General features: G+C 52.5%; 18 protein-coding genes and 1 pseudogene. 12 read left to right on the top strand and 7 right to left on the bottom strand.

The window, feature by feature from the left end; all coding sequences use genetic code 11:
* Window positions 1–6 precede the first annotated feature (6 nt).
* The 4 genes from DY231_RS17315 to DY231_RS17330 are packed head-to-tail and all read right to left on the bottom strand — an operon-like array spanning window position 7 to window position 4,487.
* Window positions 7–1,419: a YlbE family protein gene (locus DY231_RS17315; RefSeq protein WP_115630289.1), complete on the bottom strand. Its 1,413-nt coding sequence runs from the start codon at window positions 1,417–1,419 to the stop codon at window positions 7–9.
* The gene (gene fdrA, locus DY231_RS17320; RefSeq protein ID WP_115630291.1) at window positions 1,416–2,966 is read right to left on the bottom strand and encodes an acyl-CoA synthetase FdrA; all 1,551 of its coding nucleotides are present in this window, start codon (window positions 2,964–2,966) and stop codon (window positions 1,416–1,418) included. The genes DY231_RS17315 and fdrA overlap by 4 nt, the downstream gene beginning before the upstream one ends.
* Window positions 2,944–3,864, bottom strand: coding sequence for an oxamate carbamoyltransferase subunit AllH family protein (locus DY231_RS17325; RefSeq protein ID WP_502305912.1), 921 nt, complete (start codon window positions 3,862–3,864; stop codon window positions 2,944–2,946). Before DY231_RS17325 ends, fdrA begins: the two co-directional genes overlap by 23 nt.
* A 17-nt stretch (window positions 3,865–3,881) precedes the next feature.
* A complete protein-coding gene (locus DY231_RS17330; RefSeq protein WP_034493879.1) occupies window positions 3,882–4,487 on the bottom strand; it encodes an ankyrin repeat domain-containing protein in 606 nt (201 codons plus the stop codon).
* 385 nt (window positions 4,488–4,872) lie between these two features.
* Between DY231_RS17330 and DY231_RS17335 the strand changes: the two genes are divergently transcribed.
* Complete coding sequence (locus DY231_RS17335) at window positions 4,873–5,802, top strand: LysR substrate-binding domain-containing protein (protein WP_115630295.1); 930 nt, start codon at window positions 4,873–4,875, stop codon at window positions 5,800–5,802.
* On the opposite strand, the gene DY231_RS17340 is transcribed toward DY231_RS17335, so the two are convergent.
* Together DY231_RS17340 and DY231_RS17345 are read right to left on the bottom strand one after the other, a co-directional pair.
* Entirely contained in the window at window positions 5,799–6,449 is a 651-nt protein-coding gene (locus tag DY231_RS17340) for a DsbA family protein (protein WP_115630297.1), read from the bottom strand. The genes DY231_RS17335 and DY231_RS17340 overlap by 4 nt on opposite strands.
* Before the next feature lie 12 nt (window positions 6,450–6,461).
* A complete protein-coding gene (locus tag DY231_RS17345) occupies window positions 6,462–7,328 on the bottom strand; it encodes an MBL fold metallo-hydrolase (protein ID WP_115630299.1) in 867 nt (288 codons plus the stop codon).
* A gap of 105 nt (window positions 7,329–7,433) precedes the next feature.
* Here DY231_RS17345 and DY231_RS17350 point away from each other — a divergent pair, with 105 nt between their 5' ends.
* The 5 genes from DY231_RS17350 (at window position 7,434) to DY231_RS17375 (ending at window position 13,464) form a co-directional block, all read left to right on the top strand.
* Window positions 7,434–8,342 (top strand): LysR family transcriptional regulator, encoded by a 909-nt coding sequence (locus DY231_RS17350; RefSeq protein ID WP_115630301.1) that lies wholly within the window; start codon window positions 7,434–7,436, stop codon window positions 8,340–8,342.
* A 164-nt stretch (window positions 8,343–8,506) separates the two neighbouring features.
* Window positions 8,507–11,554, top strand: a complete 3,048-nt coding sequence (gene fdnG / locus DY231_RS17360) for a formate dehydrogenase-N subunit alpha (RefSeq protein ID WP_147295651.1) — start codon at window positions 8,507–8,509, stop codon at window positions 11,552–11,554.
* An 11-nt stretch (window positions 11,555–11,565) separates the two neighbouring features.
* Window positions 11,566–12,450 carry a formate dehydrogenase subunit beta gene (gene fdxH, locus DY231_RS17365; RefSeq protein WP_115630306.1) on the top strand — a complete coding sequence of 295 codons (885 nt, stop codon included), beginning with the start codon at window positions 11,566–11,568 and terminating at the stop codon, window positions 12,448–12,450.
* Complete coding sequence (gene fdnI, locus DY231_RS17370) at window positions 12,443–13,099, top strand: formate dehydrogenase-N subunit gamma (RefSeq protein ID WP_370511335.1); 657 nt, start codon at window positions 12,443–12,445, stop codon at window positions 13,097–13,099. Before fdxH ends, fdnI begins: the two co-directional genes overlap by 8 nt.
* Before the next feature lie 113 nt (window positions 13,100–13,212).
* The gene (locus DY231_RS17375) at window positions 13,213–13,464 is read left to right on the top strand and encodes a DUF1158 domain-containing protein (protein ID WP_115630310.1); all 252 of its coding nucleotides are present in this window, start codon (window positions 13,213–13,215) and stop codon (window positions 13,462–13,464) included.
* 39 nt (window positions 13,465–13,503) lie between these two features.
* On the opposite strand, the gene DY231_RS17380 is transcribed toward DY231_RS17375, so the two are convergent.
* Complete coding sequence (locus DY231_RS17380) at window positions 13,504–14,751, bottom strand: mechanosensitive ion channel family protein (protein ID WP_115630312.1); 1,248 nt, start codon at window positions 14,749–14,751, stop codon at window positions 13,504–13,506.
* A gap of 226 nt (window positions 14,752–14,977) precedes the next feature.
* Here DY231_RS17380 and DY231_RS17385 point away from each other — a divergent pair, with 226 nt between their 5' ends.
* The 6 genes and pseudogenes from DY231_RS17385 to DY231_RS17410 form a co-directional block, all read left to right on the top strand.
* On the top strand, window positions 14,978–16,096 hold the full coding sequence (locus tag DY231_RS17385) for a YbdK family carboxylate-amine ligase (protein ID WP_115630314.1): 1,119 nt from the start codon (window positions 14,978–14,980) through the stop codon (window positions 16,094–16,096).
* Window positions 16,097–16,323: 227 nt separating this feature from the next.
* Complete coding sequence (locus DY231_RS17390; RefSeq protein ID WP_172588705.1) at window positions 16,324–16,881, top strand: helix-turn-helix transcriptional regulator; 558 nt, start codon at window positions 16,324–16,326, stop codon at window positions 16,879–16,881.
* Between the two features lie 227 nt (window positions 16,882–17,108).
* Window positions 17,109–17,531 (top strand): (R)-mandelonitrile lyase, encoded by a 423-nt coding sequence (locus DY231_RS17395; protein WP_034493866.1) that lies wholly within the window; start codon window positions 17,109–17,111, stop codon window positions 17,529–17,531.
* A gap of 132 nt (window positions 17,532–17,663) precedes the next feature.
* On the top strand, window positions 17,664–18,719 hold the full coding sequence (locus DY231_RS17400) for an NAD(P)-dependent alcohol dehydrogenase (protein ID WP_115630318.1): 1,056 nt from the start codon (window positions 17,664–17,666) through the stop codon (window positions 18,717–18,719).
* A 97-nt stretch (window positions 18,720–18,816) separates the two neighbouring features.
* Window positions 18,817–19,242: a DUF2946 domain-containing protein gene (locus DY231_RS17405; RefSeq protein ID WP_256682676.1), complete on the top strand. Its 426-nt coding sequence runs from the start codon at window positions 18,817–18,819 to the stop codon at window positions 19,240–19,242.
* A gap of 31 nt (window positions 19,243–19,273) precedes the next feature.
* A pseudogene (locus DY231_RS17410) lies at window positions 19,274–20,626 on the top strand (PepSY-associated TM helix domain-containing protein); the annotation flags it as partial.
* Window positions 20,627–20,824: the final 198 nt, after the last annotated feature.

Below are 20,824 nucleotides of genomic sequence, written 5' to 3' on the forward strand. Positions count from 1 at the left end.
TATCCCTCAGAAAGAGTAACGCTCACCAAAGGCGAGCAGAGCCTTCTCAAAACATTCAAACGGCGGATGGACAATCCCGGCGCCAATCATGCCGATACCCGCGTCTTTGTGGGCAATGGCGGTATTGATCACCGGCAAAATGCCGCTATCGCCGACGCGCGTGATGTCGATGGCGGTCGGGATCCCCATAAACGACAGCAGCGGAATGGTGACGTTCGGGTTTTCACCGAGCGTGATTTCGCGCATCTGGCGTGAGAAATCAATCGCTTCGTCCACGGTGCCGCCCACCAGCGCCACAATCGCCGGAGCCGTTGCCATCGCAAAACCACCGATGCCGTAGGTTTCCGTAATCGCGCTGTCGCCAATGTCGAGACCAGAATCAGCCGGTTTGTAACCCGCAAACATCGGGCCGATGACCTGCTGTGCCGGGCCGGTGAACCAGTGTCCCGGCAGGCCGCTAACGCGCAGGCCAAACTCCACGCCGTTACGCGCCATGGTGGTGACGACGGTGCTGTATTCGATGCCGTGCGCCGCATCCATTGCCGCTTTGCACATCGCCATCCACGTTGGGCCGGAGAAGTAGTCACTGCTGGCGACAAAATCGAACACTTCTTTTTGCTGCGCAACGGTGAAGTGGGTCTGAATAATCCACGGCGTCAGCGCCTGAATCAGTAACGTGGTGCCTGCGTTGTTGCGGTTGTGGCACTCGTCGCCCATATGCAGCGCCTGCGCCAGCATCAAACGTAAATCGATTTCGCCTGCGAGCTTCATCGCATCGCGCAGCATTGGGCCGAGCACGTCGCGCATCCAGACAAGGCGGTCGATCACGCTCTGGTCGTTAGCGCCCATGCGCAAGATCTTCGCCATCTGCTCGCTGAGGTTGGTATAGGCGCGGTTGCCGTAGGTTTTGTTTTCGACGATATGCATAAACATCGAGGCCGATGTCACGCCCGCCATCGACCCTACACAGTCGTGTTCGTGGCATGGCGAGAAGATGATTTCGCCGGAAGCGGCAAGCTGCGCGGCCTCATCAATATTCGCCGCCAGCCCTTCAAACACCAGCGCCCCGGTGACGGCACCTTTCATCGCGCCGCACATATTTTCCCAGGCCACAGGCGGCCCGGCGTGCAAAATGGTGTTACGGGTCATGCCCGGAACCACGTTAATCGCCTGGTCGTAACCCACCAGAACAGGCTGTGACTGGATGATGCGCTCAACGGCCAGTTTATTGGCGGCGGCGACTTTTTCGGCAAGCCCTGGGGCGGCAATCGCATCCAGTGCGTTCACCACGGCCAGATTGCCCTGCCCCGGTGGCGTCCAGTCCAGTTGCGTAACGGGAACGCTCTGCTTTTTCAAATCATCGCTAAACATCGCAATGCCGACGTTAATCACATTCAGCGGTTGGTTAAACAGACTCATTGTGCTTTCTCCTTGCAGACAAACTCACGCGCCAGCAGCCCGGTGTTGGTGCTGCTGCTTGCCCAAATCACCCCGGCATCGGTCAACATCTGGCACTGCGCTTCAAGCGAGGGTGTGTCCAAATCGGTGCCGAGCACGTAGCCCAGAATTTCCAGGTTGCGCGAGTTGCGGGCGGCAATCGCTTTGGCTTCTTTGATGGCGTCGAGCATCACGCCAACCGGGTTTTCGTGCGAGCCGTAGCCGAGCACAAAATCCATCGCGATCACGCCGACTTCTGGGTCACGCGCTTCCTGCAACAGGCGGCTGATGCGGTTGGTCGGGTCAATCATTGGGTGCGGTTTGCCGTTGGTAAAATCGTCGTCGCCGAAATCGAGGAAGGTGTGTGCGATGCTGACATTCACGTCTTTGAGGCGGTATTCAGGATTCGGCTGGATATTGCTGTAGACGTCCGGGTACTTTTCCAGCGCTGCAAACATCGCTTCATCGCAAAGGGTGCCGCCACAGAACAGCGCACGAATGTACTTCTGCTCAGGCTTCAGGCGCGCACGCACTTCTTCAATCAGCGGCCAGTTGAGCGGATGTAAATCCAGCGACTCTTTTTTGATGCCGGTCAGCAGCACGGCTTTCAGCGCCGCTTCTTTAGTGGCACGGGCAAACTGCAAACCCGGTTCGTCGGCATGTGTTTCGCCGTTACCGAGGAAGCAAACCACGACGGGTTTGCGGCACGCCTGCGCTCGTTCCAGCACTTTACGCGCCACGATGTCAGCAGGCGGTTTAGATACCAGCACAATCACTTCGGTTTGTGCGTCATCTTCCAGCATCTGGATTGCATCGAGCATCATGATGCCGCCGATTTTCTCGCTTAAATCACGCCCGCCAGTCCCGATAAGCTGGGAAATACCGCCGCCGAATTCGTGAATGCGCACGCTTAATTCCTGGCTGCCAGTGCCGGATGCGCCAACAATGCCGATGGAGCCACGGCGTACTTCATTGGCAAAACACAACCCTGCACCGTTGATAATCGCGGTGCCGCAGTCCGGTCCCATCATCAGCAACCCTTTGCTGTGGGCGAGTTGCTTGAGCGCAAGTTCGTCATCAAGAGAAACGTTGTCGGAAAACAGCATCACGTTCAGGTCGTTTTCCAGCGCCTGACGCGCTTCACGGGCCGCAAAAGCGCCGTTGACGGAAATCACCGCAAGGTTAGTTTCCGGGACATTGTTATGTGCGCTGGCAAGGGTTGCGTAACGCGCTTCGTGGCGTGAATTGCCGCTGTCTTTGCGGGTGAACAGACCTTCAATAGCTTCAAGCGTGGCGTCGTTCGCCGTATCGCTCGCGCCTTTGATAACAATCATCAGGTCGCCATTTTTCGCCTGTTCCAGTTCGTCATTTAACAAGCCGAGGTTTTTTAACACCCCTTTGTTCATTTCGGTCGCCATCGCGACAAACGCCTGTTCAACGCCGTCAAGCTGGTTAGCTTTGGTTGAAATGGACATCAGTGAGACCGAATCAAAATAGGTGTTCTTTTTAATTACAATCCTGGTCGACATAATTTCCTCCGTTAATTTTGGTCAAAGCGAAGGCGTCCGCCATGCCGCAAAGCATGTCGCAACCCGAACTTGACCCTATTTTTTTAATTTCATTTATAAATGGATGAATATTTTCTAAATCACCCATCAGTATCTGATGAATAAAATCATAAATACTTTCGCGATAACGCTGATCAATCGCTTCGCGCAGCGTAATTGCACTTAATAGTGTGGTTTTATGCTTACCCGCTTCCAGCGTAGATTTAAATATTTCGCGATACTTCCCTGCCGGATGCCCGGCTATAAATAAAACCGCACTTAACCCGGCGAGATAATCATCCCCGGTAGGGGTTAAGCCAATGCCTAAACCCAATAAACCGTTAATTTCATTTTTAATCGCGCTGCCGTTCCCTGCGCGTAATGCTGAAATTAGCTCCCGGCGATGGTGTTGAAGCTGGCGACTCATTTCCTGGTAAAAAATATTGTCACCGCAAAAATAAAATAATGACGAACTTTGCTCGACCGACGCCAGGATAATTCGGGCCAGGCTTTGCCAGTCAGTCTGGTTTATTTGTTGTTGCGTGATAAACAGCGCATCAGGTTGCCAGCGAATGCAACGCGAGAAATCAATACGTTTATCGGTGCCAATTTCGATGCCACTGTGTTTAAAACTCACCTGTTCACCAGGCTTAAAAATAGTCAGGCAATGCTCAAGTGCTAGACGGCAGCTGTTGGGTGCGTTATCACAGTCAGCACTGAGCAGGGTTAAAATCTGTTCTTTTTCAGGGAGGTGAATATTCACCGCTCTGGAAAACACCTGCTCGATATAACCGACTGTATCGACTTGTAATTCTGGCGCATAAAACGCGCTGTCTGCCGTTTTTGCCAGGAGGCACTGCCGCAGCTGATATCCGGCGATAGTGCATCTCCTGTGTTTTAAGCTCCGGCTTTGACCAGCAGCTCGGCAATCTCGTGATACCCTTTTTCGCGGGCCAGCGTCAGCGGTGATTTACCGTATTTATCGGTCATGTGCGGGTTAGCACCGTGGTCGAGCAGCAGTTTGACAATCTCCTGCTGTTTCGCCCCGCCGTCGTTCAACACGATGGCTTCGAGTAGCGGCGTCCAGCCAACGAAATTGGTGTGGTTGACGTTAATATCGGTCTGCGTCACCAATTCGCGAACAATTTCGACATGGCCTTTTTCGCTCGCCGGAGTAATACCCACGCCACCAAAACGGGATAAACAATTTAGATCCGGATTGGCCGGTAATATCAGGCGTAATAATGTCAGGTCGTTATTCAGGCAACTGAGCAAGAAAGGGTTAAAACAGGTTTGATCTTGCTTATTAACGTCGGCTCCAGCCTTAATTAAATATTCCACGCAGTCATATTTTTTGTGCAGGCTGGCGAGTGTAATTGCCGTGCGACCCTGGCGATTGGTGGCGTTAATATCCGCGCCATCACTGAGGCATTGTTTTAGATTTTCCAGATGCCCAAGTTCTGCTGCATTTAGAAATTCCGCAATGAGTTCTTTCTGAGACATATCCATACTCCCATACTTTGCTATTTCCGATGAATTGAGAATAGCAACACTGTCGACGCTTTAACATCCGTTTAAAAATCATTCATCGTTAATGACAGCATTGTTGAATAGTATTCAACAATGTGAGAAAAATGTGGGTCAGCGCAATATTTTGCCTATGATAGAACCGCTTTCAGCAGACTTTAGTACCCACTGGCGAGTATGCCACGAGGCCTTGCCGAACGCGGGGAAAATGGGATTCAAGAAGTGTGATACTCTTCAAATCACTTGTAACGGCAGTGTTAAATATGGTTCAAGACCAGAGCGTGGATCATAAGGAATACAAATACATTCAACAATGGCGTGGGATAGCGTCATCCAACGAAAGGACTGACGGGAGAGGCACATGAATTCTATTTTTACCGAAGAGAACCTGCTGGCCTTCACCACCACGGCGCGGCTTTCAAGTTTTAGTAAGGCTGCTGTCGAACTGGGGATCACCACCTCTGCCATCAGCTACACCATTAAGAGAATCGAGACGTACCTCGATGTGGTGCTGTTTGTGCGCAACACGCGCAGCATTGAATTGACCGAATCTGGCTACTACTTCTATCGCAAAGCGACCGAACTGCTGAACGACTTCCATGCCATTAAACGCGGCGTGGATACCATCTCGCAAGGCATTGAAGTCAAGGTACGCATCTGTATCAATCAGCTGCTTTACACGCCGCGCCATACCGCAAAGCTCCTGCAAATCCTCAAAAAACAGTTCCCCACCTGCCTGATAACCGTCACCACCGAGGTGTATAACGGCGTGTGGGACGCCATTATTAATAACCAGGCCAATATCGCGATTGGTGCGCCGGATACGCTGCTCGACGGCGGCGGTATTGATTACACCGAAATTGGCGCGATTCGCTGGGAATTTGCCATCGCCCCGACGCACCCGCTGGCGTTTATGCCGGAGCCGATTTCCGAGAGCCAGCTGCGCCTGTATCCCAACATCATGGTGGAAGACACGGCGCTGACGCTGAATAAAAAAGTGGGATGGTTGCTGCACGGGCAGGAAGCGATTCTGGTGCCGGATTTCAACACCAAATGTCAGTGTCAGATTTTGGGTGAAGGCGTCGGTTTTTTGCCGGATTACATGGTGCGCGAGGCCCAGGAAAGCGGCCTGCTGGTGACGCGCCAGATTAACAACCCGCGCCAGGATTCGCGCATGCTGTTAGCAACCCAACACGCCGCCACCGGGCAAGTCACGCAGTGGATTAAAAAACAGTTCGCCACGGGGGGATTGCTGGCTGAGATTTATGGGGATTTGCTGGTTCGGGATTAAGCGCCCGCCACACTGCGCAGCAGCATCTCCTGCCAGGTTGGGACATCGCCCAGGTATCGCCCGGCATCCAGCACCTGTAACTGCCCGGCGTTATTGCGAAGCGCAAAAGTGGGGAAACCACGGCCACCAAGCTGAGCCAGTAGCGCCCGGCTTTCGGCAATATGCTGATTGAGAATTTCACCGTCGATGGCCTGCATTTCTGCGCTAAAAGCCGGGGCCGATAAGCCAAGTTCCTGGGCCAACGCTTCCAGAACCGGTAAATCTGCCACACGCTTGCCATGCTGGTAGTGCGCCACCTGAATAAGATGGAGCATATCCAGCCCGCGCCCGGCCAGCTTTTGCGCCGCAAGAATCGCGCAGGTGGGCGGGGCCGAGTCCATCACTGCCCTGGTATCCAACAACAAGCCATTGATATACGCATCACCGAACGGCTGCCCGGTCATGGCGGCAATCCGCGCATCATGCTCGATAACATGCCCGCGCCACTGCGCATCTATGGTGCGACGGTGGTTGCCAACCATCATGCCGCCGCCATGCAGAGCAATGGAAAGTCCTTTGACCGCACGCGCCGCCTTCACAAGGGGTGCCGCACCGTAGCACCAGCCACATAGCGGGTCGAAAATGTAATACAGAGTGTGAGTTGTCATTTTACCTCCTGGTTACTGCGGCCAGTTCATCTCACCTTTCAGCACTTTCGCACTGAGATCCAGGCTCGACTCATCTTTTAAGCCCGGATACTGCTTCTTCATCGCCGCAATCAGTTGAGCTGAATCTTTGGCTTTCGGCAACGCGTTTTCCAGCGTCGTCAGGTAGTTTTGCGTAAAGCTTACCGACTCAAGCGTTTGCGGTGCGCCCGGCAGGAAATGGCCTGGAACCACGACTTCTGGTTTCAGGGCTTTGATGCTTTCCAGCGTTTGCAGCCAGTCGGCACGCGATTGCGGCGTTTGAGTATCAGCCACCCACAGATGAATATTATTGCCCGCTACTGGCACCCCGCCCACCACCGCTTTTAGCGCGGGGATCCACACGTAGGTGCTGTCTGGCGTTGGGCCTTTTACTTCGATTTTCTGGCCGTCAACCATGAAGCTGTTGCCCTGAAGCGGCTGCGGCACCACCACCGAGTGTGGCGCGTTCTCTTTAAGAATCGGTCCCCAGTAAGCCAGTTTACCGTCCTTTGAGGCATTAATCGCCGCAATGGTTTCCGGCGTGGCGACGATTTTTGCCTGGGGGAATGCGGCCTTAATTTTGTCCAGACCGAAGTAGAAGTCCGGGTCAGAATGGCTGATGTAAACGGTCGTCAGCGTTTTGCCGGTCGCTTTGATCTTCTGAATCAGCTGCTCGGCGTCGTTACCCTGAAACTGCGCGTCAATCAGCACCACTTCTTTCTCGCCACTGACTATCTCGGATGACACCGGGAACACGCTTTTCTCACCAGGATTGTAAACTTCCATCGTTAACGGGCTGGCGGCGTGTGCCAGAGTCGTAAAGCTGGCGAGAGTCAGAGTAAGTACAGATTTTTTAAACATAGCAGATGCCCTAAATTGTCTTGATGTTGGGCACATCTTACGTTGCATAAATTGATACAAAAACCGGATAATGAGCAACTATTCATTGCATAAATCGGACGAATAATGGATCGCATTACCGCCGCACGGGTGTTTGTCACCATTGTCGATCTGGGCAGTATGATTGCCGCCGCAGACCATCTTGAGATGTCGCGAGCCATGGTGACACGTTATCTGGCGCAGATGGAAGAGTGGACGGGCGCACGCCTGCTGCACCGCACCACGCGCAAACTGAGCCTGACCGATGTGGGTGAAAGAACCCTGAGCCTGTCGCGCAAAATGCTCGCTGTCGCCGAAGCTATCGATCTGGTCGAGGATAATCAGACCGAGGAAATACGCGGCCTGCTGCGCATCACCTGCTCCCAGTCGCTGGGGCAAACCGCGCTGGCAGGCGCCGTAACGCAGTTTCTGAAACGCCACCCTCAGGTGAGCGTCGATCTGCAAATGAACAACCGGACGGTAAATCTGGTGGTAGAACGGATCGATCTGGCACTGCGCATCACCAATGAACTGGACCCGAATTTGATTGCCCGCCCGCTTTCCACCTGCGCCTCGGTGGTGTGCGCCACTCCGACTTATCTGGCGGCAAACGGCACTCCGAATCATCCTGAAGATCTCGCCAGCCATAATTGCCTGACTTACAACTGGTTCGGCAAAAGCCTGTGGCATTTTGACCGTGCAGGGGAAAAATCTGCCGTGGCGGTGAGCGGCAATCTCAGCGCCAATGAATCGGTGGTGCTGCTGGCCGGGACGCTGCAGGGCGCGGGGATTTCGCTCCAGCCGTACTATTCTGCCGCCCCGCTACTGGAAAAAGGTGAACTTGTAGAACTATTGCCAGGCTACCAACCGCAGGCGATGGGCATCTACGGCATTTACACCACCCGCAAACAGATGCCCGCTACGCTGCGCGCGATGCTGGATTATCTGGTGGAATGGTTTGCCACGAACGAACAGTGGCGAGCCACTCTGCGTTAAATCTCGCCAATCATTATCTCGTTATGGTTAATCCCCCGCCATTACCCCTACTCATGAAGGGGTAACTGGCTACCCAATGCCTGGCGACTTGATTTTGCTCAATAACCAACCGGTAAATGTGGGTATTTTCGCGACCATTCATACGTCATAACAATGAGGTTACGATGGACGTCAGTCGCAGAAAATTTTTCAAGATCTGTGCCGGCGGGATGGCAGGGACTACCGCCGCAGTTCTGGGATTTTCTCCCAAAGCGGCACTTGCCGAGGTACGCAACTTTAAGCTTTTGCGTGCCAAAGAAACCCGCAATACCTGTACATACTGCTCAGTAGGCTGTGGTTTGTTGATGTACAGCCTGGGCGATGGCTCGAAAAACGCGAAATCCAGTATTTTCCATATTGAAGGCGACCCGGATCACCCGGTAAACCGTGGGGCGCTATGCCCGAAAGGCGCGGGTCTGCTGGATTATATCCACAGCGAAAGCCGCCTGCGTTACCCGGAATACCGCGCGCCAGGCTCCGATAAATGGCAGCGCATCAGTTGGGAAGATGCGTTCGCGCGTATTTCTCGCCTGATGAAAGATGACCGCGATGCCAATTTCGTTGAGAAGAATGAGCAAAACGTCACGGTAAACCGTTGGCTCTCCACCGGCATGTTATGTGCGTCGGCGGCCAGCAACGAAACCGGGATGCTGACACAGAAATTTGTCCGCTCGCTGGGCATGTTAGCGGTAGATAACCAGGCGCGCGTCTGACACGGACCAACGGTAGCAAGTCTTGCTCCAACATTTGGTCGCGGTGCGATGACCAACCACTGGGTTGATATCAAAAACGCCAACGTTGTGATGGTGATGGGCGGCAACGCCGCTGAAGCGCATCCGGTGGGTTTCCGCTGGGCGATGGAAGCCAAAAACAACAACGACGCCACCCTGATTGTGGTCGATCCGCGCTTTACCCGCACCGCTTCGGTGGCGGATATTTATGCGCCAATCCGCTCCGGCACCGACATTACTTTCCTGTCGGGCGTTCTGCTGTACCTGATTTCCAATAACAAAATCAACGCCGAATACGTAAAGCATTACACCAATGCCAGCCTTTTGGTGCGTGACGATTTTAGCTTCGATGATGGCCTGTTTAGCGGCTATGACGAAGCCAAACGCCAGTACGACAAAACCAGCTGGAACTATCAGTTCGACGAAAACGGTTATGCGAAACGCGACGACACGCTCACCGACCCGCGCTGCGTGTGGAACCTGCTCAAAGAGCACGTTTCCCGTTATACGCCGGAAATGGTCGAGCATATTTGCGGCACGCCGCAGGCCGATTTCCTGAAAGTGTGTGAAGTGCTGGCCTCAACCAGTGCTGCCGATCGCACTACTACCTTCCTGTACGCGCTGGGCTGGACGCAACACACCGTGGGCGCACAAAACATTCGCACCATGGCGATGATCCAGTTATTGCTCGGCAATATGGGCATGGCGGGTGGCGGCGTGAACGCCTTGCGCGGGCACTCCAATATTCAGGGTTTGACCGATCTCGGCCTGCTGTCCACCAGCCTGCCGGGTTATCTGACGCTGCCTTCTGAAAAGCAAACCGACCTGCAAACTTATCTGACGGCAAACACGCCGAAAGCCACGCTGCCAGGCCAGGTGAACTATTGGGGCAACTATCCGAAGTTCTTCGTTAGCCTGATGAAAGCATTCTATGGCGATGATGCGCGTAAAGATAACAACTGGGGCTTTGACTGGCTGCCGAAGTGGGACCAGGCGTACGACGTGCTGAAGTATTTCGACATGATGGACCGCAACAAAGTCACGGGTTACATCTGCCAGGGCTTTAACCCGGTGGCGTCGTTCCCGGATAAAAACAAAATTGTCGCCAGCCTTAGCAAGCTGAAATATCTGGTGATTATCGACCCGCTCGTCACCGAAACATCTAACTTCTGGCAGAACCACGGCGAGATGAATGACGTGAACCCGGCGGCGATTCAGACCGAAGTGTTCCGCCTGCCATCCACCTGTTTTGCCGAAGAAGACGGTTCGATTGCCAACTCCGGGCGCTGGTTGCAGTGGCACTGGAAAGGGGCTGACGCACCGGGAGAAGCGCGTAACGACGGAGAAATTCTGGCCGGGATTTACCATCAAATCCGCCAGCTTTATCGCTCAGAAGGCGGTAAAGGTGCAGAATCGTTGCTGAAAATGAGCTGGCATTACGAGCAGCCAGACAGCCCAGAGTCCGAAGAAGTCGCCAAAGAGAACAACGGCTACGCGCTGGAAGATCTCTACGATCCGGCTGGGAATTTGCTGGCGAAGAAAGGCCAGCTTCTGGACTCGTTTGCGCTGTTACGTGACGACGGCACCACCGCGTCTGCCTGCTGGATTTATACCGGCAGCTGGACGGCGAAAGGCAACCAGATGGCGAACCGCGATAACGCCGATCCGTCCGGTCTGGGTAACACGCTCGGCTGGGCCTGGGCGTGGCCGCTCAACCGCCGCATTATCTACAACCGCGCGTCTGCCGATCCACAGGGCAAACCGTGGGACCCGAAACGCATGTTGATTCAATGGAACGGCGCGAAGTGGGTCGGGAACGATATCCCGGACTACAACACTGCCGCACCGGGCAGCGGCGTCGGGCCGTTTATCATGCAGCCGGAAGGTTTAGGCCGCCTGTTTGCCATCGACAAAATGGCGGAAGGCCCATTCCCTGAGCATTACGAGCCGTTTGAAACGCCGCTGGGCACCAACCCGCTGCATCCAAATGTGGTGTCGAACCCGGCGGCTCGCCTGTATGAAGCTGACGCTAAACGCATGGGCAAACGCCACGAGTTCCCGTATGTCGGCACCACGTATCGCCTGACCGAACATTTCCATACCTGGACTAAACACTCGCGGCTTAACGCGATTGCGCAGCCCGAGCAGTTTGTGGAAATCAGCGAAAAGCTGGCGAAAGCCAAAGGCATTGCCAACGGCGACCACGTGAAAGTCAGCAGCAAACGCGGATTTATTCGCGCCGTTGCGGTCGTCACCCAGCGCCTGCAAACGCTGAACGCGGGCGGGCAGGAAGTGGAAACCGTGGGTATTCCGCTGCACTGGGGCTTTGAAGGCACGGCGCGTAAAGGCTATCTCGCCAACACGCTCACGCCGTCCGTCGGTGACGCTAACTCGCAAACGCCAGAGTACAAGGCGTTTCTGGTCAACATTGAGAAGGCGTAAGGAGCGAACTCATGTCCATGCAATCTCAGGATATTATCAAGCGCTCGGCTACTAACGCCATGACGCCACCGCCGCAGGCTCGTGACTTCAAAGAAGAAGTCGCCAAGCTGATTGACGTCTCAAGCTGTATTGGCTGCAAAGCCTGCCAGGTCGCCTGTTCGGAGTGGAACGACATCCGCGATGAAGTCGGTCATTGCGTCGGGGTTTACGATAACCCCGCCGATTTGAGCGCCAAATCCTGGACGTTAATGCGCTTTAGCGAAACCACGCAAAACGGCAAGCTGGAGTGGCTTATCCGCAAGGATGGCTGCATGCACTGTGAAGATCCGGGCTGCCTGAAGGCCTGCCCGTCTGCGGGTGCCATCATTCAGTACGCAAACGGGATCGTCGATTTTCAGTCGGAACATTGTATTGGCTGCGGGTATTGCATCGCCGGGTGCCCGTTCAATATTCCGCGCCTGAATAAAGACGATAACCGCGTCTACAAATGCACGCTGTGTGTCGATCGCGTCAGCGTCGGCCAGGAGCCTGCCTGCGTGAAAACCTGCCCGACGGGTGCCATTCATTTTGGCACCAAAAAGGAGATGTTAGACGTGGCCGACGAACGCGTGGCGAAACTGCAAAAACGCGGCTATCCGCACGCAGGGCTTTACAATCCGCAGGCTGTGGGCGGCACGCACGTGATGTATGTGCTGCATCATGCCGATCAGCCGGAGCTGTATCACAATCTGCCGAAAGATCCGCAAATCGACACGCCAATCAACCTGTGGAAAGGGATCCTCAAACCGCTGTCGGCGGCAGGTTTTATCGCCACCTTCGCCGGGCTGATTTTCCATTACATTGGCGTCGGGCCGAATGAAGAGGTGGATGAAGACGAGGAGGAACATCATGATTAAGCAGAGAAAATCGATTGTCAGGACGAAATTTATCGACCGCGCTTGCCACTGGACGGTAGTGATTTGCTTCTTCCTGGTGTCACTTTCCGGTATTGCGCTGTTCTTCCCGACGCTACAATGGCTGACGGAAACCTTCGGCACACCGCAAATGGGCCGTATTCTGCACCCGTTCTTTGGGGTGCTGATTTTCGTGGCGCTGATGTTTATGTTTGCGCGTTTCGTGCATCACAATATCCCGGAAAAGCAGGACTGGCCGTGGGTAAAAAATATTGTTGAAGTGCTGAAAGGCAACGAGCATAAAGTGGCGGATGTCGGCAAATATAACGCCGGGCAGAAGATGATGTTCTGGACCATTATGAGCATGATTTTCGTGCTGCTGGTGACGGGCGTGATTATCTGGCGGCCTTATTTTGCCTCGTACTTTCCCATCAAACTGGTGCGCTACAGCCTGCTGATTCATGCGACTGTCGCCATTATTTTGATCCACGCCATCCTGATTCATATGTATATGGCGTTCTGGGTGAAAGGTTCGATTAAAGGCATGATCGTCGGCAAAGTGAGCCGCCGCTGGGCGCAGAAGCACCATCCGCGTTGGTATCGGGCGATTCTGGCCAAAGAAGCGAAGAAAGAGAGTACTGAAGGGTTGTAGTGATTGGCCCTGATTTCCCCGGCGAATGTTTGCCGGGGATTTGTATCAGCCGTAATTTTCCCGGACAATACCCTTTTTGGCTATTTTCACCTGACTTCCGGCGTAACAATGACATGAAACACCCTCTCGAAACCCTGATGAGCGCTGGCGGAATTTTGCTGCTGGCCCTTTTCTCCTGCCTGCTGCTTCCCGCCCCGGCGCTGACGATTGAACTGGCGCAAAAGCTCATCACGATGTTTCACCTGCTGGATATGAACCAGCTCTACACCATTATTTTCTGCCTGTGGTTCCTGGCGTTGGGTGCAATTGAATACTTCGTGATTCGCTTTATCTGGAAGCGTTGGTTTTCGATTGACCGTTATTGATAAGGTTATTGGTGTCGGTTGACGCAGTACTTAACCGACCTACAAAACCTTCTGCAACACAATCGAACGAATATCGTTCCCGGTTGGCGCCTGGTGAATACGCAAACCAAACTCGTCAACGACCGCGAAAATATGCTCGAAAATATCAGCCTGAATGGCTTCATATTCCAGCCATGCCACGGTATTGGTAAAGGCATAAATCTCTATCGGTAAACCTTCAGCACCTGGCGCTAGCTGGCGAACCATTAAGGTCATGTCTTTGCGAATACGCGGATGGTTTTGCAGATATTCAGTCAGATAAACGCGGAACGTGCCAACATTCGTCATTCTGCGTCCGTTAAGCACTGAAGTCCCGTCGCTATTATGCGTGCGGTTATAGTCTTCAATTTCTTTACTGCGCGAATCTATATACGGTTTTAATAAACGCGCATGGGTTAAACGCTGTATTTCATCCTCTGAGAGAAAATGAATACTGGTGGTATCAATATTAATGCTGCGCTTAATACGACGGCCGCCAGATTGCGACATCCCGCTCCAGTTTTTAAAGGCATCTGAAACCAGCGCGTAGGTCGGGATAGTGGTGATAGTGTTGTCCCAGTTGCGGACTTTAACGGTGGTCAGGCCGATATCGGTAACGGCACCATCTGCGCCGAACTTTGGCATTTCCAGCCAGTCGCCCAGCTTTAACATGCGGTTTGCCGAAAGCTGAATTCCCGCCACCAGCCCCAGAATAGGGTCTTTAAATACCAACATTAATACCGCCGCCATCGCGCCCAGGCCGCTGATAAGAATCGCTGGCGACTGGCCGATGACTCTCGAAATCATCATGATACCAATGATTATCGAGCTGATTAATTTCACCCCCTGGAATATGCCTTTGAGCGGGATATTCGAGGCAACGGTAAATTTCTGTGAGAAGTTATAAATAACATCCAACAAGGAAAATAACGACAGCAAGGAATAGAGCATAATCCATAGCTGCGCGCAGATAATCAGAATCGTGCTGACATCCGTCCCCTTCTGCAACCACAGGACTGCCTGAACATTAACGATGATACCTTGCAGCGCTAACGCAACCCGATGAAATAACTTGTTTTCCGTAATAATTTGCAACCACAAATGCTGGCTGGAATTTGCACGCTTTTCAAAGGTACGCAGAACAACTTTGTGCAGAATAAAATGGACTATTAATGAAAATACAAAAATAATACACAGAACCACAAATATGGAAGTTGTCTGGTCAATGACAATTCCAAATTTGCTAAAAAGTGAAACCAAATCTTTCATAACATCTCCTTCCGAATCAGCGCATATAATGATGGCTGATGAATTCATGTGCAACTATTAAGGCACTTTTAATATCCTGAATATTCTTTACAATATTTTCATTGCAATAATAGGTATTGGATAATTCCTAACAAGAATAATGAGATAAAATCAGCTAATACCACAAACATTTCTCCTGACGCTGGCTATACTGAATTCACGTAGGGTTCAGTTGCGAGAAGACAGCATGCCTTTAGGAGAATTTGTTCATTCCGACCCATACACCCTCGGGGTGGAACTGGAATTGCAGATCATCAATCCGCCGGGAAACGATCTCAGCCAGGATTCTTCCTTGCTGATTAGTTCGCTCAAAAAGGCGGTGACTGAGGGTGAAGTCAAACATGACATCACGGAAAGCATGCTCGAAATTGCCACCGGAGTGTGCGGCGATATTACCGAGGCTTATTCCCAACTTTCCGAGTTACGCACGCAGGTTTTGCAGTCAGCAAGCCAACATCATCTGGCTATTTGCGGTGGTGGCACTCACCCCTTCCAGAAATGGCAGCGTCAGGAAGTTTGCCAGAGTGAACGATATAACCAGACTCTGGAGCTTTACGGTTATTTAATGAAGCAGGCGACCGTGTTTGGTCAGCATGTGCATATCGGCTGTGAAAACGAAGAAGATGCCATTTATTTGCTGCACGGGTTGTCGCGGTTTGTGCCACACGTGATTGCGCTGTCCGCTTCATCGCCCTACATCCAGGGGGCAGACACCACTTATGCTTCGTCACGCCTGAATATCTTCTCCGCTTTCCCGGATAACGGCCCCGCTCCATTTGTGAGTGACTGGAACGAATTCAAATGGATGTATCAACGCCTTGAGTCCAGCAGCATTGTGCAATCTATGAAAGACCTGCACTGGGATATTCGCCCCAGCCCAAAATTTGGCACGGTTGAGGTACGCGTCATGGATACGCCCCTGACCATCACTCGCGCGGTCAATATTGCCGGTTTTCTTCAGGCACTGGCTCACTGGTTGTTAACCGAACGTCCATTCGTGCCACGTTCAGAAGATTACCTGCTCTACCGTTTCAATCGTTTTCAAGCCTGCCGTTTTGGGTTTGAAGGCGTGCTGACGGATGTGCGCACCGGTGAACAACGCACGATGGCGGAAGATATTTTACCGCTGCTTGATACCCTTGCACCGTACGCCACGCAGCTTCAGGGTTTTTCGGCATTAGAGGCTATTGAGCGCTATGTGCGTAGTAACGAGAGTGATACCCGACGCATTCGGCAGTTTATCGCCGGGGGAGGACTTTTAACTGAGCTAATGCGGGAGCATTCTGAAATATGGGCGAATGAATAAATTCAATTGTCCAGAATAAGAGTTTGAATATTCTTGCACTCGTCAAAGCCTCTGACTTATCAATATATTTAGTTTTGCTAAATATCTCATTAATTATAACTAACGAAGCCAGCCATTTATTAAAATTAAAAACATGATACAGTGGCTGGTAACATTTTATTTCAGCCACAAGCAATACTCTCATCTAACTTTAACCATTAATACATCTTATTAAAAGGATTTATATTGTGACTGTATTATCAAACAAGGTTATTTATATTCTTAGCGACAACCGCTTTTTGTTGCCGGGTGTCGAAAAAGTTCTTTCTAATTTTCATGCCCCGAATGCTGTGCTCACGGTCAGGCACATCCCGAACAGCCAGCTTCTCGGCCTGTTAACCCAGCTTAACGATCAGAAAAACGACCCTCACACGTTTAACTACTTTATTGCTGAACGGCATGTTTTTTATATTTTAAAATCACACAATCTTTCGCCGCGTGGAGTCCTCATTCCTCCTACCGTTTCCCTAAATGAGTTGCAGTCCATTTTATTAAAACCCAACCGAATCTCAAATGAACTCAACTCAGATTTTTATTATCGTAATACGCATTCTCATCGCGAAGTAGAAATCGTTTCGTTGCTGCTCGAAGGAATGCCCCATAAAAGCATTGCCGATAAGTTAGGTATTTCGATTAAAACTGTCAGCCATCATAAGCAAGTCGCGATCAGAAAAAGCGGCTTTTCAAATTTTAACGAATATTACATGCGCAATCTTTCGATTCACCCGCTGATCCAAAGCCACTAACAACTTGTTTCCTCTTGCAAAAGAGGAAACAAAACCCTCCTTTCGACTCAATTCCCATTCATGAATTCAGCTCATAGCCCCTGCCGTATCAGGTGATCTAATCCCCTCGCTGGCGCGGTGATAGAGTTTCATTTTCGGATAACACGGCAAGCCTAGGTGAGTTTCCTATACTTCAGAGTCACTGTTGTCCATCTAACTCCGACTATAAACGTCGAATCGAGGAAAAAATGGAAGAAAAAATGAAAATTATCCAGGCGGGATCTCAGCCATCTCAATCGGGTCCGGAAAGTTACTTCACAGGTAGAGTCCGTATTGATGCACCTTTCCAGACCACGCCACCCGCCCGCACCGGCGGCGCCACCGTCACTTTTGAGCCTGGCGCACGCACCGCATGGCATACACATCCGTTAGGGCAAACGCTAATTATCACTCATGGTCATGGCTGGTTGCAGGAATGGGGAGGTGCCATTCGTGAAATGAATCAAGGCGATATTGTCTGGATCCCCGAGGGCGTGAAGCATTGGCATGGTGCGACACCCGACAACGCGATGACACATATCGCCATTGCTGAATCACTCAACGGCAGCCCGGTCGAGTGGATGGAACACGTCAGCGACGATCAATACAAAAAAGATACCCTTCATTCTTGAAGTTGCTTCTGCGTTGGCTGCACTCACTCACCCCAGTCACTTACTTGAGTAAGCTCCCGGGGATTCTCGAGTTTGCCGCCTTGAAGCAAATTCAATTATTTTGGGTATAGCCTCTCAATCCGGAGAACAAACATGACGATGAAAGTGCTCGGTTATGCGGCTCAGTCCGCAGAAGTTCCACTTGCTCCCTTCGAGTTTATGCGACGCGAACCGCGTCCGGATGACGTAGTGATTGAAGTGATGTACTGCGGAGTTTGCCACTCAGACCTGCACCAGGCACGTAACGACTGGGGTTTCAGCCAGTATCCTGTGGTGCCAGGCCATGAAGTTGTGGGGCGCGTGGCCTCCGTGGGTAGCAACGTCACAAAATTCAAACCGGGCGATTATGCAGGCATAGGATGCATGGTCGACTCGTGTCGCATCTGTCATCCGTGTCAAGAAGGGTTGGAACAGTATTGCGAAGAAGGCAACATCCAGACTTATAACGGTGTGGACCGCCACGATCACCAACCCACTTACGGTGGCTATTCCCAGGCTATTGTCGCCTCAGAAGATTTCGTGCTGAAAATGCCTGATGGAATGGACTTGAAGGGTGCCGCACCACTGCTTTGCGCGGGTATCACAACCTGGTCTCCACTGCGCCACTGGAACGTGGGTAAAGGCAGTAAAGTGGCGGTTGTCGGCCTGGGAGGCCTGGGCCACATGGCGCTAAAACTGGCTAACGCGATGGGTGCCGAAGTCACGCTATTCACCCGTTCCGCCAGCAAAGAAGAAGATGCCCGCCGTTTAGGTGCGCATCACATCGTACTTTCAACCGATGAAGCGCAAATGGCGTCGGTCGCCAACCAGTTCGATTTAATTATCGACACCGTACCTTATGACCATGACATTAACCCGTATATGCCAACCCTCACGTTGAATGGCACGCTGGTGTACGTGGGTTTATTGGGCAAAATTGAGCCGCCAGTCAGCACGCTGCCATTGATTCTGGGTCGTCGTTCCGTTGCCGGTTCCTGCATTGGCGGTATCAAAGAGACCCAGGAAATGCTGGATTTCTGTGGTGAGCACGGAATTGTTTCCGATATCGAGATGATCAATATGCCGGATATCAACGAAGCCTACGAACGGATGCTGAAAAGCGATGTGAAGTACCGCTTCGTGATCGATATGGCGACGCTGAAAGCCTGATTCTTTTCCCCCTCTCTGCAAACTGGGAGGGTTTTAACATTCCCCATCAATCCGTGTACAATCGCGCAACAAAACGGTTGTACTACGGATAGCCCGGTTGCCATCACTTTTCTCTTTATCTCGCCATAAACTGCCTACAGCACTCGCCATACTGGCGATGCTGATGCTTTTTATCGCCCCGGTGATCTCAAAATCACTGGAGCACCGGCGCGTTGCGATGAATGGCGAGCATCATATGATGAGCCACTCAGGCGGCATGATGATGGAAATGGCTGGCGAGAAAATGCCCTCGCCTTCGCATCTGATGCCGGGCATCGGCGCATCATTGATGGATGATATCGCCTGCGGTTATTGCCAGTTGCTGCTGCATATTCCGTTGATTGTCTGGCTATTTATTCCGTTTATCTGGTTAATCTGGCGCATTTCTCGTATTCCTCCGCCACCCGTTATTGCCCCACTTCTTGCCCAACATGATGACGCCGAAGCGCTGCCACGCGCCCCTCCTGTCGCCCTGCTTCGTTAATACACACTTCTTTTAACGACAGAGGATTATCATGTCTGTGAATCAATCTCAGCTCGCCTGCCGTGGCGCGCTGCTGACGCTTTTGCGTCGCCTGCATTTCTATATTGGCCTGTTTGTCGGCCCGTTTATTTTCGTCGCGGCCCTGACCGGCACGTTATACGTTTTAACGCCGCAAATTGAGAACGCGCTTTATCATGACGCGCTCCACACTCAGGACTCAGATCAAAACCACCCGCTTTCGCAGCAAATAGCGGCAGCTCGTCACTATATTGGCGAAGAAGCAACTATTTACGCGATACGCCCCGCACCTGAACCCGGAGACACCACCCGCGTGCAATTTGCCGATTCTGCTTTGGGAGAATCTGAGTCCAGAGCCATTTTTATCTCTCCTTCCACACTGGCCATTCAGGGCGATATGACGGTGTACGGCACCAGCGGCGTGCTGCCGTTGCGCACCTGGATTGACCAATTCCACCGTGGGTTATTGCTCGGAGACATTGGGCGAATTTACAGCGAACTGGCGGCATCCTGGCTGTGGGTTGCCGCCCTGGGTGGCGTGGTGCTGTGGCTGACCTCACGTCCGAAACGAAAGCTAAAAGTGCGACAAACCCCGCAGCGCAAAGCACGCCACTGGCACATCACCCTCGGCGCAACGCTACTGCTTGGCCTGTTATTTTTCTCAGCGACCGGGCTGACCTGGTCGCAGTGGGCAGGTGGCAATATCGACAAAATGCGCAGTTCGCTGGGCTGGATGACGCCGCAGGTGAATACGTCCCTGGCACCGCAAACCGGGCATCAACACCACGATCCCCATGCTGAACATCACGCCATGATGCCGGGAATGGTGATGCCCGCCGCCGATGACAGCTGGGATCGCGTTCTGCTTGCCGCTCGCGCAGCCGGAATTGAGTCGCACAAAACAGAAATTCGCCCTCCTCGTGCCGCCGATAAAGCCTGGACGGTGACTGAAATTGACCGCGCCTGGCCAACGCATGTCGATACCGCAGCGGTCGATCCCAACAGTTTTAAAGTCATCGACCGAACGTTTTTCGCCGATTTCCCCCTGGTTGCAAAACTCACGCGCTGGGGAATTGATGCGCATATGGGCGTGCTGTTTGGCCTGGCAAACCAGCTAATACTCGCCGCCTTCGGCTTTGGCCTGTGCGCGATGATTCTTCTCGGATACCGGATGTGGTGGTTAAAACGTCCGGCGATTTCTGCGAGCAATCCCGCGCAAACGCTGAGCGAGTCGTGGCTGGCGCTGCCTGGCTTCTGGCGTGCCGCCTCGGTGTTGATCGCGGCGGTATTGGGCTATTGCTTGCCCGTCATGGGCGTGAGTCTGCTGCTGTTTATTGCTGCGGATGTCGTGCGCTGGCGCAAGAGCACATTGAGATTGCAGGTTTCGTAGTTTTCCCCCTCACCCTAACCCTCTCCCTAAGGGAGAGGGGATTGTCCGGTTTTCCCCCTCTCCCACAGGAGAGGGCCGGGGTGAGGGTTCCCTTCAAATATTGGTCCTACCAATCCCTTCCAAAACGTGACCCCCTCACGCTTACTAACAAAATGCACAACACAACCATTGCCA

It is taken from the genome of Buttiauxella agrestis, assembly GCF_900446255.1.
GTDB classification, from domain to species: domain Bacteria; phylum Pseudomonadota; class Gammaproteobacteria; order Enterobacterales; family Enterobacteriaceae; genus Buttiauxella; species Buttiauxella agrestis.

What these genes read in the sequence shown, in the direction of transcription:
- DY231_RS17385 (WP_115630314.1), top strand. Translation starts at nt 14,978, where the DNA reads ATGCCTTTAGGAGAATTTGTTCATTCCGACCCATACACCCTCGGGGTG.
- fdrA (WP_115630291.1), bottom strand. Translation starts at nt 2,966, where the DNA reads ATGTCGACCAGGATTGTAATTAAAAAGAACACCTATTTTGATTCGGTC.
- fdxH (WP_115630306.1), top strand. Translation starts at nt 11,566, where the DNA reads ATGTCCATGCAATCTCAGGATATTATCAAGCGCTCGGCTACTAACGCC.
- DY231_RS17375 (WP_115630310.1), top strand. Translation starts at nt 13,213, where the DNA reads ATGAAACACCCTCTCGAAACCCTGATGAGCGCTGGCGGAATTTTGCTG.
- fdnI (WP_370511335.1), top strand. Translation starts at nt 12,443, where the DNA reads ATGATTAAGCAGAGAAAATCGATTGTCAGGACGAAATTTATCGACCGC.
- DY231_RS17345 (WP_115630299.1), bottom strand. Translation starts at nt 7,328, where the DNA reads ATGTTTAAAAAATCTGTACTTACTCTGACTCTCGCCAGCTTTACGACT.
- DY231_RS17340 (WP_115630297.1), bottom strand. Translation starts at nt 6,449, where the DNA reads ATGACAACTCACACTCTGTATTACATTTTCGACCCGCTATGTGGCTGG.
- DY231_RS17315 (WP_115630289.1), bottom strand. Translation starts at nt 1,419, where the DNA reads ATGAGTCTGTTTAACCAACCGCTGAATGTGATTAACGTCGGCATTGCG.
- DY231_RS17380 (WP_115630312.1), bottom strand. Translation starts at nt 14,751, where the DNA reads ATGAAAGATTTGGTTTCACTTTTTAGCAAATTTGGAATTGTCATTGAC.
- DY231_RS17400 (WP_115630318.1), top strand. Translation starts at nt 17,664, where the DNA reads ATGACGATGAAAGTGCTCGGTTATGCGGCTCAGTCCGCAGAAGTTCCA.
- DY231_RS17350 (WP_115630301.1), top strand. Translation starts at nt 7,434, where the DNA reads ATGGATCGCATTACCGCCGCACGGGTGTTTGTCACCATTGTCGATCTG.
- DY231_RS17330 (WP_034493879.1), bottom strand. Translation starts at nt 4,487, where the DNA reads ATGTCTCAGAAAGAACTCATTGCGGAATTTCTAAATGCAGCAGAACTT.
- DY231_RS17335 (WP_115630295.1), top strand. Translation starts at nt 4,873, where the DNA reads ATGAATTCTATTTTTACCGAAGAGAACCTGCTGGCCTTCACCACCACG.
- DY231_RS17395 (WP_034493866.1), top strand. Translation starts at nt 17,109, where the DNA reads ATGGAAGAAAAAATGAAAATTATCCAGGCGGGATCTCAGCCATCTCAA.